A 15,464-nucleotide genomic window follows, 5' to 3' on the forward strand; every position below is an offset into this window, starting at 1 on the left:
ACCGCCACCGCCGCGGTGAACGCCGCCCCCCCCCCCCCCCCCCCCCCCCCCCCCCCACCCCCCCCGCGCCCGCCCCGCCCACGCCCGCCCCACCCGCCCCCCCCCCCCCCCCCCCCCCCCCCACCCGCGCCCGCCCCCCCCGCGCCCGCCCCACCCGCGCCCGCTCTGCCCACGCCCGCCCCCAGCACGCCCGGCCCGCCCGCGCCCGCCTTGCCCGCTGGGTCTTCAGCGGCACCCCTCGCGCCTGTTGTGCCGGGTCGGCGGCGGAGGTGGTGGCCGTGGGCGGCGGTGGCCGGGAGTGCCGCGGTGGTCCTCGCCGTCGCCGCCGCGACCCTGCCCGGGCTGACAGCCCAGACCTGGCCGTACGAAGCCGGGTTCGCGGACGGGTGGGCCGTGGGCACGTCCGACGCCGGCAGCGCGCGCCTGGACGGCGCCGGCTACGAGCTGACCGTCGAGCCGGGCTGGCGGCTGTGGAAGTCGGCGCCCGTCCGGGAGCCGGAGAACGGCGTGGTGGTCAGCACGAAGGCCACCCTGGAGGAGGGCGAGGGAGAGTACGGGGTGTGGTGCCACGGCTCGGCGAGCTCCGGAGACCGCTACGAGTTCGCGGTGAGCGGCGCGGGCAAGGTTTCGATCACCAAGCGCGGCGCCGGAAGCAAGGCCCTGTACGGCCCGGCGGACGCACCGGGCAAGGGCACCCGGCGCGTCGTCGCGGAATGCGGTCAGAGCGGGAGCAAGGTGACCCTGCGGATGTGGCTGGACGAGAGCCTGGTCGCCGAGGTGTCCGACGCCGACGCCCCGTACGGACCTGGCGAGGCGGGCGTGCACGCGGCGTCCAGCGCCACCCGGCAGGCCCGCGTCCACTTCGAGTCCTTCGCCGCCCGACCGGCGGCCGGCACGTGAAGCCGACGAGCCACGGTCCGATCGGCGGCCCGCCGGTGACTTCGAGGAGTTGCGGCCCGTTCGGTGGCTCGCCGGTGAGGTCGGGGAGCCGGTGAGCGTGCGCTTCGGCGTGCTCGGCCCGCTGCGCGTCGACGGCGGCCCGCCTCCGGGCCCGGCCAAGCACCGGACGTTGCTGGCCGCGCTGCTGCTGTCGGCCCGCGAGCCGGTGCCGGTGGAGCGGCTGATGTCCGCCGTCTGGGACGACCGGCCGCCCGCCTCTGCCGAGTCGGTGCTGCGCGTGTACGTCAGCGCCCTGCGCAAGGCCGTCGGCGGCATCCGCACCGTGCCCGGCGGTTACCTGCTCGACGTGGAGCGCGACGACGTGGATTGCCACCGCTTCGAACGGCTGGTCGCGCAGGCCAGGCAGGTCAGGGAGGCCGGGCGGGTGGCGGAGGCGGCCGACGGGTTCAGGGCGGCGCTGGGGTTGTGGCGGGGGCCGGGCGCGCTGGCCGACGTCGAGTCGTCGGTGCTGCGGCGGGCGTACGGGGTGCCGCTGGAGGAATTGCGGCTGACCGCGCTGGAGGAGCGGGTCGAACTAGACCTGCGGCTGGGGCGGGGCGCCGAGGTGGTGGGGGAGCTGCGGGCGCTCGTCGGGGCCCATCCGTTGCGTGAACGTGCCTGGGTGCGGCTCATCGAGGCGCTGCATCAGGCGGGGCGCAGGTCGGAGGCGTTGGGCGCGTACCAGGAGGTGCGGCGGACGCTGGTCGAGGAGCTGGGGCTGGAGCCGGGGGCCGAGCTGGTGGCCGCCCACCGGCGCGTGCTCGACGATCAGCCGGGGCTGGAGCCCCGGTCCGAGCGGGTGGTCGCGCACCGTCGCGCGCTCGACGACCAGCCGAGGGCCGCGAACTGGCACCCGCTCGACGACCAGCCGGGGGCCGCGCGCCGGCGCGTGCAGGACGGGACCGGTGGCGATGCGGTGGTGGCGGAGCCGGTCAACGAGCTGCCGCCCGATATTTCGGACTTCGCGGGGCGGCGGCCGGTGCTCGACTGGATCGCCCGCACCGCCGCCGAACGTGCCCAGGCCCCCGTCCACCTGGTGCTGCACGGCCCGCCCGGCTGCGGCAAGTCGGCCGTCGCCGTGCACGCCGCCGCCGCGCTGGACCTGCCCGACGGCCGCCTCTACGCCGCGCTCGGCGCCCGCCCGTCCGGTGCCGTGCTGGAGGATCTGCTGCGTTCGCTCGGCTGCCCCGACGGCGCGGTGCCGCCCGCGCTCGACGACCGGGTGCGGCTGTATCGCAGCATGACGGCCCGCAGGCGCCTGCTCGTCCTGCTGGACGACGCCGCCGACGAGTCCCAGGTGCGCCCCCTGCTCCCTACCGGGCCAGGCAGTCTCACCCTGGTGACCAGCCGGTCGCCGCTGGCAGGGCTGGAGGCGGCGCGGGCGTACGAGCTGGGTCTGCTCGGCGAGGACGAGGCCGTGGCGCTGCTCGGCGGCGTCGCCGGAGCCGACCGGGTACGTGCGGAGCCCGAGGCCGCCCTGCGCATCGTCCGGCTCTGCGGTCACCTGCCCCTGGCCCTGCGGATCGCCGGATCCCGGCTGGCCAGGAAGCCGGGCTGGACGCTCGGCCACCTGGCGGGGCGGCTCGGCGACGAGCGGCGGCGGCTCGACGAGCTCAGCGCGGGCGATCTCGCCGTCCGGGGCAGCCTCGCCCTGGGGTACCGGGGGCTGCCGGAACCCGAGCGGCGGCTGCTGCGCGGGCTCGGCGCGCTGTCCGCGCCCGACTTCGCGCCCTGGGTGCTCGGGGCGGACCTGGAGCCGCTGGTGGAGGCCGGGTTGCTGCAGTCGCGCGGGCTGGACGAGGCGGGGCAGGAACGGTACGGGTGGCATGACCTGACCCGGCTGTACGCCGCGGAACGGCTGGCCGGGGAGGATGGCGGGGCTCGGGGTGTGCTGGGGGCCGTGGCGGGCGAGATCCTGGAACGGACGCGCCACGCCCGCGAGGCCCTCCTGCCCGCGGAGCCCGGCACTGGCCGCACCCAGGCCCTTCTGCCCGCGGAGCCCGGCACTGGCCGCACCCAGGCCCTCCTTCCGGCAGAGCCAGGCCCGAGCCGCACTCAGGCCCTTGTTCCCCTGGGCTCTGGCACCGGTCTGGAGACGGGGTGGTTGCGGCGGGAGGCGCGCTGGCTGAGCGCCGAGCGCCGGTTCCTGGTGGCGGTGGTCGAGGACTTCTACCGGGCCGGCCTGTACGAGCCCGCGTGGCGGCTGGCCTTCTACCTGACCCCGCTGTTCGAGTTGGGCGCCCACCACGACGACTGGCATGCGACCACGGCGACCGGTCTGGACGCGGCCAGGGCGGCGGGGCACCGGCACGGCGAGGCGCTGCTGCTTCGCGGCCTGGCCGACCTGCACCGGGCGGAGGGCCGCACGGACGCGGCGGCCGCGGCGTTGCGGGCGGCCCAGCCGCTGGTGGAAGGGCTGGAGCTGGCCAGGATCACCCTCCGGCTGGGCCTGGTCCAGGCACTGGCGGCAGCGGACGGGGAGACGGCGGGCCTGGCTGGCCGCTCGTCCGAGGGGCTCGAAAGGCCGGGCGGGGGGAGGCGGGTGTCGCAGGTGATGGAGGCGGAGCGGGCGTTCGTGCGGGCGTTGCGGGTGTTCGAGGAGGCGGGTGATCGCCGGGGCAGGGCCGACGCGTTGCGGGCGCTCGGCTCCCTGCGCGAGGACGAGGCCGCACTGAACGGCAGCCTGGCCGCGTACCAGGAGCTGGGAGACCTGCGCGGCGAGGCGGAGGCGCTGCTCGACCTGGCGCGCCTGCACCTGGCCGCCGGCCGCCACGCAGAGGCCCGGGACTGCGCGCGGCGGCGGCTGGGCGTCAACCGCCGCCTCGGTGACCGGCTTCCTGAGGCGGTCGCGCTGCTCGTCCTGGCCGGGATCGAGGAGGCGGCGGGAGCGCCGGCGCGGGCGGCGGAGGCGGCGCGGGCGGCGCTGGAGACGTTCACCGCGTACGGCGACCGCAGGAGCGCCGCGCGGGCCCGGCTGGCACTGGTGAGGGCGGGCCTGGAGCTGGGCGATCTCGATGAGGCGGTTGAGACACTTATGCGTGGTATGGAAGAGTTTGACCGTCTTGGTGAGGAAGAGGTCAAGGCCGAGGCCGACAGGCTCGCGCTGGAGGCCGGCAGGCGGCGTGGTCGGCGCATATAGCGCACTATGCGAATCCTGAAGGTCGCCTCCCTAGGGTGAGTGCCACGTTTCCCGAGTACGAAGGTGACCAGGTGATGCGGAAGACGTTCGCGCTGGCTGTGGCGGCGTTCGCGCTGGCGGGCTGCGGCATGATGCCGGGGCAGCAGGGTGGAGGCGGCGAGGAGCGCCAGTCGCAGGCCGCGGTGGAAGGCCAGAGCGCCTCCGCGGCTCCGGAATCGGCCCAGGAATCGGCTCAGGAATCGGCACCGGCATCGGCTCAGGAAGGGCAGGAGCAGACACCGGGGCGCAGTGCGCCGCCGCAGGACGCCGGGGTGATCGCCAGCCGCGAGGTCAAGGTCGGCGCGGGCGACATGTACGGCAAGGCGCGGGTGGACATCACCGCGCTCAAGCGCCAGGGCCGCGTCCTCAGCCTCAACTGGACGGTCACCGCCACGGAGGGCAAGGTCAACCTGCACAACGGCATGGGCGCGGGCCCGCTGGACTTCACGGTCTCGACCGTCTCGCTGATCGACCCGGTCAACGCCAAGCGGTACCGGGTGGCGCGCAACGGCACCGGCGAGGAGGCGGAGTGCGTCTGCTCCGGCACGCAGGGGCAGTTCCTGGAGCCGGAGGAGGCGTCCACGCTGTACGCGGTGTTCGCGGCCCCGCCGGCGGACGTCACGAAGATCAACGTTGAGATGCCGATGTTCGGCGTGTTCACCGATGTTCCGATCTCTTAGCGTCGCGCTGGCGCTCGTCCTGTCGCCGACCCCTGCTCCCAGCCCGCCCGCGAACGCCACCGGCGCCGTCGAGGACCTCGTGCTGCCCGTCGAGGACATCGTCGGCGAGGTCGAGTCCATGGACGGCGCCGAGAGCGAGAGCAAGGTCGGGCAGCAGGTGACGGTGGCGGTGACCAGCGACGTGCTGTTCGCTGTGGACAAGTGGCGGCTCACCGCCAAGGCCAGACAGCGGCTGGCCAAGGTGGCCGCGAAGGTGGCGGCCGAGGGGGCCGGCGGGGTGGTCAAGGTCGAGGGGCACACCGACGACCAGGGCGCGGACGCGTACAACGTGACGCTGTCGCGGCGGCGGGCGCAGGCCGTCGAGGCGGAGGTGCGGCTGCTGCTGCCGGCGGGCGTGACGCTGGAGGCGCGCGGGTACGGCGAGAGCCGGCCCAAGGTGCCCAACGTGATCGACGGGAAGCCCGTGGCGGAGAACCGGGCGAAGAACCGGCGCGTCGAGATCGTCTTCACCGCGAAGGGCTGACCCCGCCGCACCTGGCCGGACGTTCGAGCACCGGTCACGCGGCTGCTCGCCACCGCTCGCCGGCCGCCGGGCCGGCTGGTGGGACGGCTGGTGGGACGGCTACTCGCCCGCCAGTTGCCCCAGTGTCACGGGGACGGTCTCGGTGCGGCCGGTGGAGCGGATCACCTCCACCCGGGCGCGGTCGCCCGGCTTGAGGGTGGTGATGGTCTCGGCCAGGCTGGCCATCGTCGGCGTGTCCTTGCCGTTGATCGACACGATCACGTCGCCCGCGCGGATGCCGGCCTTCTCGGCGCCCCCGCCCTGCTCGACGCCGGCCACGCCCACCCCGCTCGGCTGCCCGTCGGAGCCGATGACCGTGCTGCCGCGGATGCCGAGGGCGGCCCGGTGGCTGTTGGTGACCTTGCCGTACTTGACGATCTGGCGGGCGATGTCCGTGGCCGTGTTGCTCGGGATCGCGAAGCCGATGCCCGGCGCGGCGCCGCCGCCCAGGGCCGGGTCGGTGGCCGCGAGCGTCGGGATGCCGATCACCTGTCCCGACAGGTCCACGAGCGCGCCGCCGCTGTTGCCCGGGTTGATGGCGGCGGAGGTCTGGATGGCGCCGGCGATCGTGGCGCCCGGCGAGTCCGGGTTCTGCGGTTCGGTGACCGTGCGGCCGAGCGCGGAGACGATGCCGTTCGTGACGCTGCCGGACAGCCCCAGCGGGTTGCCCATGGCCAGCACGATCTGCCCGACCCGGAGCTTCGAGGAGTCGCCGAAGCGGGCCGGCTTGAGCCCGTCGGGTCTGTCCACCTTGATCACGGCCAGGTCCCCGGCCGGGAACGACTTGACCAGTTTGGCCGATCGGGCCGCGCCGCCGGTGGCGATGGTCACGGTCATCTGCGTGGCCTGTCCCACCACGTGCGCGTTGGTGACGATGTGGCCCTGGGTGTCGAGGACGATGCCGGACCCGAGCCCGGCCTTCGTGGTGATCTGCACGATGGATGGCAGGACGTCCGAGATGACCTTTTCGTACGCGGCCTCCAACGCCTCCGGCGTCATGGTGGGCGAAGGGGTGGCCGAAGTGGTGGTGGCCGCGGTGGGGGAGGGCGCGGACGGGCTGACGGTGCCTGTGGACGTGGGAGGTGGCCCGCAGCCGGCGACCAGTACGGCTGCGGCGGCCAGTCCCGCGACGATCTCCCTCATAGGGAGATCCTGCCCATCTCAGCTCGAAAGATACGTTTCCCGGACATTCCTCCGGCTCAGCTTGCCCGTCGGCGTGCGCGGCAGTGACTCCCTGTACTCGATCAGCCGGGGGTGCTTGAGCCTGGCCAGCCGGGGCACGCAGTGCCGCAGCAGCTCCGCCGTGAGGTCCTCCCCGCCGGACACGCCCGCCACCGGCTGGACGAGCGCCACCACCTTCTGCCCCCACTCGGGATCGGGCACGCCGATCACCGCCACGTCGGACACGGAGGGGTGTTCGAGCAGCGCCGCCTCGATCTCGGCCGGGTAGATGTTGACCCCGCCGGAGATGATCAGGTCGGTCCGGCGGTCCAGCAGGAACAGGTAGCCGTCGTCGTCCAGGTAGCCGATGTCGCCCGGCGTGTAGTCGCGCCCGCGCATCGCGGCGGCCGTCTTGTCCGGGTCGCCGTGGTACTCGAAACGGTTGATCCCGCCGATGTAGACCAGCCCCGGCGAGCCGGGCGGGACCTCGCGGCCGTCCTCGTCTACGATCGTGAACGTCATGCCCTCCAGCGCCTTGCCCACCGTCCCCGGCCTGGCCAGCCACTCCTGCGAGGAGACCATGGTGGCCACGGCCGCCTCCGTGGAGCCGTAGTACTCCCAGACCACCGGCCCGAGCCAGTCGATCATCGCCTGCTTGGTGACCGGCGGGCACGGCGCCGCCCCGTGGAAGAGGTGCGTGAGGGACGACAGGTCGTACGACTCCCGGTCCGGCACCGCCAGCAGCCGGTGGAACATCGTGGGCACCATGAACGCGTTCGTCACCCGATACCGCTCGATCAGCTCCAGCGCCGCCGCGGCCTCGAACCGCTCCGGCGCCACGATCGAGTGCCCGAACTGCAGCGCCATCATCGCCTGCCCGTACGGCGCCGAGTGGTAGAGCTGTGAGCACACCAGGTGCACCCCGCCCATCGGCAGCCCGAAGTGCTTCCAGCTCTTGCGCATCAGGATCGGGTACAGCTCCTCCGGTGTCAGGTCCAGCAGCCGCCGGCGCACTCCCTTCGGCCGTCCGGTGGTGCCCGAGGTGTAGAGCATCATCGAGCCGGCCCGCCGGTGCTCCGGCGGGGTGCCGGGCTGGCCGGACGCGAGCTCGTCCACCGTGAGGGCGTCCGGCGCGACCACTGCCTTGGCGCCGCAGTCGCCGATGATGTAGTCGATCTCCTCGGCGGTGAAGTGCCAGTTGACAGGGACGAGGTAGGCGCCGATCTGGTACGTGGCCAGCATCATGGTCAGGGCGTCGGCGCCGTTCTTCAGCACGGTCACCACGCAGTCGCCCGGTGCGACTCCGCGCGAGGTCAGGCCGTGGGAGGCACGGTTGACGCGGTCGAGCAAGCGTCCGTAGGAGATGCCCTCGTCGCCGAGGAGGGCGGGGCGTTCAGGGTCGTTGGCGGCGATCTCGTAGAAACCCCTCATGTTGGCAGACCTTACAGAATTAGATTCTGCTGGGGGAATAGAGGAATTATCCCGCTCCGTCGTGACGTAACCTCAAGGCCATGGCGGACGACGGCGAGCGCAGGCGCACCTATGATTCACCCACCACCCCGTTCCGCAAGGTCGTCCTGCCCGCGGAAGAGACGGTCAGGATCTCGCGGTCGGCCGTTCCTGGGGCGTCCGGGCCGGTGAAGGCGCCTGGTGAGGCCGAGGGGGAGACGCCCGCCTCGTCGCCCGCTGCGTCGCCTGCTCCGTCGCCCGGCAAGGCTGACAAGGCTGCCGACAAGGCTCCTGAGAAGACGTCTGAGAAGACCCCCGAGAAGGCGCCTGAGAAGTCGTCCGGCAAGGTGCCCGACAAGTCGCCGGGCAAGATGGTCGCTCCGGTGCCGGGCCAGGCTCCGAAGCGGCAGCCGCCGAGCGGGCCCTCCGCCCCGCCGCCGGCCCCCGGCCCGGCGGGCGCGCCCGGCGGAGGTCAAGGGGCCGGGCAGGGGCCTGGGCAAGGGCCCAACACGGGCCGCCTCGGGCAAGGGCCGGGCGTCGGGCCTGGGCAAGGGCCGGGTCCCGTGTACGGGCCGGGGCCGGGGCCGGTGCAGGGGCCAGGGCCGGGGCCGGTGCAGGGGCCGGGGCCGATGCAAGGTCCAGGTCAGGGGCCGGGGTTGCGGTTGGGGCAGCCGCCGCAGCAGCAGTACATGCAGCCCCTCCCCTCCGTCCCAGCCCCCCCCCCCCCCCCCAGGGCCCGCCGTTTCGGCGACATCCCGATCAAGGCCGTCTACCTGGTGGGCGCCATCCTCGGCACGGTCCTGGCCGTCCTCCTGGTGTTCGTCGTGTTCCGCGGCGACGTCCCCGCCAACCAGCAGTCGTCCGAGCAGGTGGTCCCGGTCGCCCCGGTGCCGTCCGTGTCGGCGACCCCCACGGTGTCCACCAGCCCGACCCCCACCGAGACCCCGATCGTGCTGCCTCCGGTGCCCGACTCGAAGAAGTACGCGACGCTGTCCGGCACGGCGTCCCTGGTCACCGGCACGATCACCGACAAGACGAGCGGCATCACCTACCCGAGGCTGGCCTCGCCGTGGAAGGCGAAGTCGTTCCCGCCGTTCTCGATCGCGCAGCGCATCGGCAAGGTCGCGGTGCCGCACACGGTGATCGCCTCCGCGATGTACCCGGGCGATTCGCCGGAGACGAAGCCCTCCTCGAACGCCGACTACCGGGAGATCGCGACGCAGGCGGCGCGGTGGACGATCCGCACGCAGTACCCGGCGGGCGCGAAGCTCGACGAGTGGACCGCCTCGAAGAAGATCCCGGTCGGCAAGGGGTGGACGCTCGGCTACAAGGTCTCCTACACCTTCGGCGGCAAGGAGCAGGAGGCTCAGGCCATGGTGACGGTGATCGAGGTGGGCAAGACGAAGCCCGCGATGCTGATGGCCTCGATCCCCGAGACGAACAAGACGCGCTGGCGCGACCTGAACACTCTGGTGGAGCAGGTTCGGCCGTTGTAGGACCGCCAGAAAGCTGATGCTCGCGAGCGATATGCCAGAAGCATGCTCTAGAATATGATTCTGGGCATGACTCGGACCTGGCTGGAGGATGAGCAATGGCTATCGGGTTGAGCGAGGAGCACGAGGCGCTCCGTGAGTCGGTGAGCGGCTGGGCCGAGCGGAACATCCCCTCGGAGCTGCTGCGCGCCGGGACGGAAGGCCGTCCCGCGTTCTGGCCTGGCCTCGCCGAGCAGGGGCTGCTCGGCCTGCACGTGCCCGAGGAGTACGGCGGCTCCGGCTACGGCCTCCTGGAGGCGGCCGTGGCCGTCGAGGCGCTGGCCGAGCGCATGGCGCCGGGGCCGTTCGTGCCGACGGTGCTGGCCGGCGCGGTGATCAACGCCTCCAAGCGCCCCGAGCACCTGGAGTCGTTCGTGGACGGCACGCTGACCGCCGCCGTCGCGCTGACCGGCTCGCTGACCGCCACCCGCCGCGACGACGGCTCGCTGGTCGTCTCCGGCACCGCCGAGCCCGTGCTCGGCGGCTCGCTGGCCGACTCGCTGGTGCTGCCGGTCGCCACCCCCGAGGGTGAGGAGTGGGTGCTCGTCGACGCCTCCTCCGCCACCGTCACCGAGATCAAGTCGCTCGACCTGACCAGGCCGGTCGCCAAGGTCGAGCTGTCGGAGGTGGTCGTCCCCGCCGAGGGCGTCCTGGAGGGCGTCGAGACCTCCGACGTGCGCGACCTGGCCGCGATCCTGCTCGGCGCCGAGGCGGCGGGCCTGGCCTCGTGGTGCGTGACGGCCGCCGCCGAGTACGCCAAGGTACGCGTCCAGTTCGGCCGCCCGATCGGCCAGTTCCAGGGCATCAAGCACAAGCTGTCGCGGATGCTCGTCGCGCTGGAGCAGGCCCGCGCCACCGTGTGGGACGCCACCCGCGCCGAGGGTCAGGAGCTGCGCTTCGCCGCCGCCGTCGCCGGGGTGATGGCGCCGGACGCCGCCGTGCAGTGTGCCAAGGACGCCATCCAGACCTTCGGCGGCATCGGCTACACCTTCGAGCACGACGTGCACCTGTACTACCGCCGCGCGCTCACCCTGCGCGCCCTGCTCGGCTCGTCGGCCGAGTGGGCCGCGACGGTGACCGAGCTGTCGCTGCAGGGCGTCGCCCGCGAGATGGAGATCGACCTGCCCGAGGGCGCGGAGGAGCTGCGCGAGTCGATCCGCGGCGAGATCGCGGAGATCGCGAAGCTGGAGGGCAAGGAGCAGAAGCGGGCCCTGGCCGGCCAGGGGTTCGTGATGTCGCACCTGCCCAAGCCGTGGGGCCGCGACGCCAAGCCGCTGGAGCAGGTGCTGATCGCGCAGGAGCTCAAGGCCGCCAAGGTGCGCCTGCCCGCCATGATCATCGGCGCCTGGGTGGTGCCGTCGATCGCCGCGTACGGGACGCCCGAGCAGCAGCAGCGCTTCCTGCCCAAGACGCTCAGCGGCGAGATGATTTGGTGCCAGCTCTTCTCCGAGCCGGGCGCCGGCTCCGACCTGGCCTCGCTGCAGATGAAGGCGGAGCAGGTCGAGGGCGGCTGGAAGCTCAACGGCCAGAAGATCTGGACGTCCGTCGCCCACGTGGCCGAGTGGGGCATCTGCATCGCCCGCAACTCCAGCGAGGGCTCCAAGCACGAGGGCATCACGTACTTCCTGGTCGACATGAAGGCCCCCGGCGTCACCGTCAGGCCGCTGACCGAGATGACCGGCGAGAACCTGTTCAACGAGGTCTTCCTGGACGACGTCTTCGTGCCGGACGACCTGGTCGTGGGCGAGGTCGGCGAGGGCTGGAAGGTGGCCCGCAACACGCTGTCCAACGAGCGCGTCTCGCTGTCGTCCGGTTCGGGCGGCACCGGCGCGTCGGTGCCCGATCTGCTCGGGCTGGCCGGGCGGCTTGGGCGGGAGCTCACGCCGGTCGAGGCGCGGCAGGTGGCCGAGGTGGTCTGCGAGGGCCACTCGATCAACGCGCTGTCGCTGCGGGTGACGCTCAAGCAGCTCGCCGGGTCCGAGCCGGGCGCGGACGCGTCCGTGCGGAAGCTGCTGTCCACCTCGCACGCCCAGCACGTGTCCGAGATGGCGGTGGAGCTGCTCGGGGCGGCTGCCGTGACGGCCGCCGACATGAAGCTCGGCGACGCCGGTTACTGGAACAGGGCGGTGCTCGCCACCCGGGCGATGACCATCTACGGCGGCACGACCGAGGTGCAGCTCAACATCATCGGTGAGCGCATGCTGGGCCTGCCCAGGGACCCGGAGCCCGGCAAGTAGGGCCGCACGCCTCCGTCCCTAACCGGCCAGTGGCTGCGGCGGGACGGGGGCGCCGGTGTCGGAGGGGACGGGGGTCCCGATCCTGATCTCGCCGACGCAGGAACCCGCGCCGATCGCCCGGACGGCCAGCTCCGTGCCGCCCCCGGTGATCGGCGCGAACGTCCTGCCCAGGTCCTTGCCCGCGGGCACCGTGCTGTGCGCGAGCCCGAGGCGCACGTTCAGCATGGTCGGGGCGCCGTTCAGGTAGGAGATCTGGACGGTGTGCTCGCCGGGCGCGATCGGCGCGGGCAGCCGGAAGATCACCTCCTGCTCGCCGACCGGCGTGCAGGAGTCCTTCGACGGGACGGTGACGCCGTCGACGCGCACCGGCCGGAGCCGTCCCCGCGGGTCGAAGATCAGCGGATCGGGCACCGGCCCAGCCAGCCGCTCGGTCCAGGTGATCAGGTGCGGCGCGGTGCTGCCGAGCACCTTGGAGTGGCGGGCGTAGTCGTAGAAGAACGCCGCGAAGGCCACGTTCTCCGGCACGTGCGTGTCGAGCACGACCGTGCCCGCCGGGACGCGCGCCAGCGCCTGCGCGCCGGTCGTCACGTAGCTCTTGACGTTGCGCCCGAGCGGCCGGTCGGCGTAGGCGGCCACCGACCACACCGAGCTCGCCGCGAACGCCAGCGCCACCGGCACCCACCACCAGGTGAACCGGGGCGCGGGCCGCAGCCAGGGCCGCTGCTCGCCCTCGACCGGGATGAAGGCCAGCCCGATCACCACGGTCACCAGGACGGCGGTGGACGAGATGTACCGCAGCTCGAACCCGCTCAGATCGGGACCGAGCACCTCCACCCGCCCCAGCATGATCGGCACCACGTCCGCCAGCAGGAAGTAGCCCAGCAGCGTCGCCCACGCGAGCCAGGCCCGCCGCCGCCACCACACGGACACGGCCACGGCGGCCACCGCGGCCAGCCCGCTCACCCACATGAGCGCGGGCGGGGTGGCGGCCAGCGCGTAGTCCTCGCCGATCGGCTGCCACCGCCAGGGGCCGCCCAGCGACGTGGGGATGAGCGAGCCGGTCAGCAGCGTCCACGCCGACTTCAGCGCCACCTCGGCGCTGGGCAGTTCGGGGCTGAAGGTTTCGTTCGTGAGCTGCACGGAGGTGAAGAGCTGACGGAAGAACACCACCGCGTACGGCACCAGCACGGCCAGGTACAGCAGCCAGCCCCGCCACAGCCGCCGCAGCGCGCCCGCGCCGCCGAGCCAGCCGACCGTCAGCACGAGCGCCAGCACCGGGATGAACGGCGCCTTGACGAAGAACACCATCCCGAGCACGGTCCACGCCGCCGCCGCGAGCGCGTGCCTGAAGCGTCCGGTGCGGGTGTAGTGCACGTGCGAGGCCAGCGCCATCGGCAGCGCGATCTGGAACGGCAGCGTCTCGGCCACCACCGCCCACCACGACAGCCCCGGCACCGTCATCGGCGTCAGCAGGGCGAAGCCGAGCGGGACGAGGATGGCCGGGCGCGTCCCGAACAGCACCCGCAGCAGCCGCAGCAGCGCCAGCCCGGCCGCCGCCTGGAGGCTGATCGTGACGGTGTGCGCCAGCACGTCGTTGTAGACGCCGAGCCGCCCCATCGCCCACTGGATCGCGAACGCCCCCGGCATCAGGTGGCCGAAGTCGATGCGCATGAGGTAGTCCCAGGACAGCGGGTTCTCCAGCCCCCTGGCGATGAACATGAAGTCGTCCTGGCGGAAGTACGTCCTGCTGACCAGGCCGTACTTCCAGACGAGCTGTACCGCGACCATGACGAGTCCGGCGGCGAGCACCGCGTCGCCGCCCCTGAAACGCATCCCCTGTGTGGAAAACATGCCCCCTGCCTCCCGGGCGAAGGGTAACCACGGCAAGGTGATCAGTGGAATGGGTCGTTTCAGGGTTGTGATGTCATTGCGGGATGCCGTACACCGCCCGAGCCGGGCTCGCCGCCGCCCTTCTCGGGCTGGCGCTCGGCTGCCTGGCGCTCGGGCCGGCTCTCGGATGGGGCTTCACGCTGCTTCAGGACATGGTGTTCGTGCCGGACCCGGCGTTCTCGCGGTTCACGTTCGGGCTGGCGGGCGGGGCGGCGCGGGTGGTGCCGAGCGACGCCGTGGTGACCGCGCTGGCGCAGGCGCTGCCCGCCGAGCTGGTGCAGAAGGCGATCCTGCTGGGGATCTTCGTGCTGGGCTGCTCGGGGGCGGCGCTGCTGCTGCCGTCGGAGTCGCTGGGGCCGAGGCTGGTGGCGGGGGCGTGCTACGTGTGGAACCCGTACGTGGCCGAGCGGCTGCTGATCGGGCAGTGGGCGCTGCTGCTGGGCTACGCAGGGCTGCCGTGGGTGGTCCGGGCGGTCTGGTCAGGACGCCGGATCGCGCTGTCGGTGTTGCCGGCGGCCGTCGGCGGGTTCGCGGCGATGACGGTCACGGCTCTCACGGCGCTTCCCATGGCGCGGCGAGCCGTCGTGGTGCGCGTGGTTGCGGTGCTGGCGCTGTTCAGCCTCCCGTGGCTGATCCCGACGGCGCTGCGCCCCGAGGGCATCGACGGTGATCCCGTAGGGGTGGACGCGTTCGCGGCCAGGGCCGACACGCCCTTCGGAGCGGTCGGGAGCCTGCTGTCGCTGGGCGGGATCTGGAACAGGTACGCGGTTCCCCTCGGGTACGAGAGCGTCGCGGGGGCGGTGGCCAGGCTGGCGCTCGTGCTCGTCGGGGTGGCCGTCTTCCTGCGCTCGGAGGTCCCGTACAAGCGGCGGCTGGCCGTGGCGGCGGGCATCGGGCTGGCCGTGGCCTGCGTGGGGGTGAGCGAGCCGGGCCGGGCGGCGTTCAGGTGGGTCGTGGTGGAGGTGTGGGGCGGGTTCGCGGTGTTCAGGGACGCCCAGCAGTTCGTGGCGCCGCTGGCCCTGGTGGCGGCGCTGGGGCTGGGGCTGCTGGCCGGGCGGGTCGCCCGCGAGCGGGCCTGGGTGGCCGCGCTGGTGCTGGTGCCGGTGGCGGTGCTGCCGACCATGGCGTGGGGGTCGCTGGGGCGGCTGGGGGCGGTGTCCTATCCGGCGAGCTGGACGGCGGCGCGGGAGGTCATCGGGCGCGATCCGGAGGCGGGCGACGTGCTGGTGCTGCCGTTCGAGGCGTACCGGCAGTTCCCGTGGAACGGCGGGCGGGCGGTGCTGGACCCGGCGCAGCGCTTCTTCGCGACGGCGGGGCGGCGGGTGGTGTCCAACGACGCCGTGCGGGTGGGCGGCATGGTCGTGGAGAGCGAGGATCCGCGCGTCCAGGCGCTAGAACAGGTACTAGAAGGGCCTTCGCCTGACCTGCCTGGTGCGGGTTTTCGCTACGTGATAGTCGACGCGGGGACAGGTGAAGAGCGGGAGCGGTTCGGTCAGTGGCTACGGAGTGCGAGGGTCCTGGTCGATACCGGTGACCTGCGGTTGTATCGATTTGACGGGCCGGTCGCGCGGGTTCCGTCCGAATAGGTACGCTGATCAGCGTCTTTGTTAAGATTTCGTCTAGCTACTTCCGAGTAGCAAGAATTGGTTCTAGGTTTAGGGACGCCCGCACCACTGTCCGCTCAGGGAGGAACCCCGTGATCAAGATCCTCTTAGCAGCGATGATCGGCGTCGCCGTTGCGGCACTCGTGATGACGGTCACCACCGTCACCTTCACCGGCGCCACCGCCACGCCGGTCAACCAGCCGCTCTACAACTACGGCGACCGGTAAGACCG

11 protein-coding genes are annotated in these 15,464 nt (G+C 72.9%); 8 read left to right on the forward strand and 3 right to left on the reverse strand.

Annotation, left to right across the window (positions count from 1 at the left end; all coding sequences use genetic code 11):
* Positions 1-306: 306 nt before the first annotated feature.
* The 4 genes from FXF51_RS53740 (at position 307) to FXF51_RS53755 (ending at position 5,320) form a co-directional block, all read left to right on the forward strand.
* Positions 307-900: a hypothetical protein gene (locus tag FXF51_RS53740; RefSeq protein WP_148442603.1), complete on the forward strand. Its 594-nt coding sequence runs from the start codon at positions 307-309 to the stop codon at positions 898-900.
* Between the two features lie 49 nt (positions 901-949).
* Complete coding sequence (locus tag FXF51_RS53745; protein WP_262380495.1) at positions 950-4,078, forward strand: AfsR/SARP family transcriptional regulator; 3,129 nt, start codon at positions 950-952, stop codon at positions 4,076-4,078.
* 74 nt (positions 4,079-4,152) lie between these two features.
* Positions 4,153-4,797, forward strand: coding sequence for a hypothetical protein (locus tag FXF51_RS53750; RefSeq protein ID WP_148442604.1), 645 nt, complete (start codon positions 4,153-4,155; stop codon positions 4,795-4,797).
* Positions 4,781-5,320, forward strand: a complete 540-nt coding sequence (locus tag FXF51_RS53755) for an OmpA family protein (protein WP_148442605.1) — start codon at positions 4,781-4,783, stop codon at positions 5,318-5,320. The genes FXF51_RS53750 and FXF51_RS53755 overlap by 17 nt, the downstream gene beginning before the upstream one ends.
* Before the next feature lie 99 nt (positions 5,321-5,419).
* Here FXF51_RS53755 and FXF51_RS53760 read toward each other — a convergent pair whose 3' ends face one another.
* Together FXF51_RS53760 and FXF51_RS53765 are read right to left on the reverse strand one after the other, a co-directional pair.
* Positions 5,420-6,502, reverse strand: a complete 1,083-nt coding sequence (locus tag FXF51_RS53760; protein WP_148442606.1) for a S1C family serine protease — start codon at positions 6,500-6,502, stop codon at positions 5,420-5,422.
* An 18-nt stretch (positions 6,503-6,520) separates the two neighbouring features.
* Positions 6,521-7,951 (reverse strand): AMP-binding protein, encoded by a 1,431-nt coding sequence (locus FXF51_RS53765; protein WP_148442607.1) that lies wholly within the window; start codon positions 7,949-7,951, stop codon positions 6,521-6,523.
* A gap of 80 nt (positions 7,952-8,031) precedes the next feature.
* Here FXF51_RS53765 and FXF51_RS53770 point away from each other — a divergent pair, with 80 nt between their 5' ends.
* Together FXF51_RS53770 and FXF51_RS53775 are read left to right on the forward strand one after the other, a co-directional pair.
* Complete coding sequence (locus FXF51_RS53770; RefSeq protein ID WP_148442608.1) at positions 8,032-9,465, forward strand: hypothetical protein; 1,434 nt, start codon at positions 8,032-8,034, stop codon at positions 9,463-9,465.
* A 95-nt stretch (positions 9,466-9,560) separates the two neighbouring features.
* Positions 9,561-11,738, forward strand: coding sequence for an acyl-CoA dehydrogenase (locus FXF51_RS53775; RefSeq protein WP_148442609.1), 2,178 nt, complete (start codon positions 9,561-9,563; stop codon positions 11,736-11,738).
* Between the two features lie 18 nt (positions 11,739-11,756).
* Here the strand turns inward: FXF51_RS53775 and FXF51_RS53780 are convergent, their stop codons facing one another.
* A complete protein-coding gene (locus FXF51_RS53780) occupies positions 11,757-13,589 on the reverse strand; it encodes a hypothetical protein (RefSeq protein ID WP_148442610.1) in 1,833 nt (610 codons plus the stop codon).
* Positions 13,590-13,672: 83 nt separating this feature from the next.
* Here FXF51_RS53780 and FXF51_RS53785 point away from each other — a divergent pair, with 83 nt between their 5' ends.
* Both FXF51_RS53785 and FXF51_RS63295 read left to right on the forward strand, forming a co-directional pair.
* The gene (locus FXF51_RS53785) at positions 13,673-15,214 is read left to right on the forward strand and encodes a hypothetical protein (protein ID WP_148442611.1); all 1,542 of its coding nucleotides are present in this window, start codon (positions 13,673-13,675) and stop codon (positions 15,212-15,214) included.
* A gap of 110 nt (positions 15,215-15,324) precedes the next feature.
* Positions 15,325-15,459: a hypothetical protein gene (locus FXF51_RS63295; protein WP_262380496.1), complete on the forward strand. Its 135-nt coding sequence runs from the start codon at positions 15,325-15,327 to the stop codon at positions 15,457-15,459.
* Positions 15,460-15,464: the final 5 nt, after the last annotated feature.

Source organism: Nonomuraea sp. PA05 (genome assembly GCF_008086045.1).
In the GTDB taxonomy this organism is placed as follows: Bacteria; Actinomycetota; Actinomycetes; order Streptosporangiales; family Streptosporangiaceae; genus Nonomuraea; species Nonomuraea monospora.

Excerpts from the sequence above, each read along its gene's own strand:
- FXF51_RS53760 (WP_148442606.1), bottom strand. The coding sequence starts at position 6,502 with ATGAGGGAGATCGTCGCGGGACTGGCCGCCGCAGCCGTACTGGTCGCC.
- FXF51_RS53770 (WP_148442608.1), top strand. The coding sequence starts at position 8,032 with ATGGCGGACGACGGCGAGCGCAGGCGCACCTATGATTCACCCACCACC.
- FXF51_RS53755 (WP_148442605.1), top strand. The coding sequence starts at position 4,781 with ATGTTCCGATCTCTTAGCGTCGCGCTGGCGCTCGTCCTGTCGCCGACC.
- FXF51_RS53750 (WP_148442604.1), top strand. The coding sequence starts at position 4,153 with ATGCGGAAGACGTTCGCGCTGGCTGTGGCGGCGTTCGCGCTGGCGGGC.
- FXF51_RS53765 (WP_148442607.1), bottom strand. The coding sequence starts at position 7,951 with ATGAGGGGTTTCTACGAGATCGCCGCCAACGACCCTGAACGCCCCGCC.
- FXF51_RS53775 (WP_148442609.1), top strand. The coding sequence starts at position 9,561 with ATGGCTATCGGGTTGAGCGAGGAGCACGAGGCGCTCCGTGAGTCGGTG.
- FXF51_RS53785 (WP_148442611.1), top strand. The coding sequence starts at position 13,673 with ATGCCGTACACCGCCCGAGCCGGGCTCGCCGCCGCCCTTCTCGGGCTG.
- FXF51_RS53780 (WP_148442610.1), bottom strand. The coding sequence starts at position 13,589 with ATGTTTTCCACACAGGGGATGCGTTTCAGGGGCGGCGACGCGGTGCTC.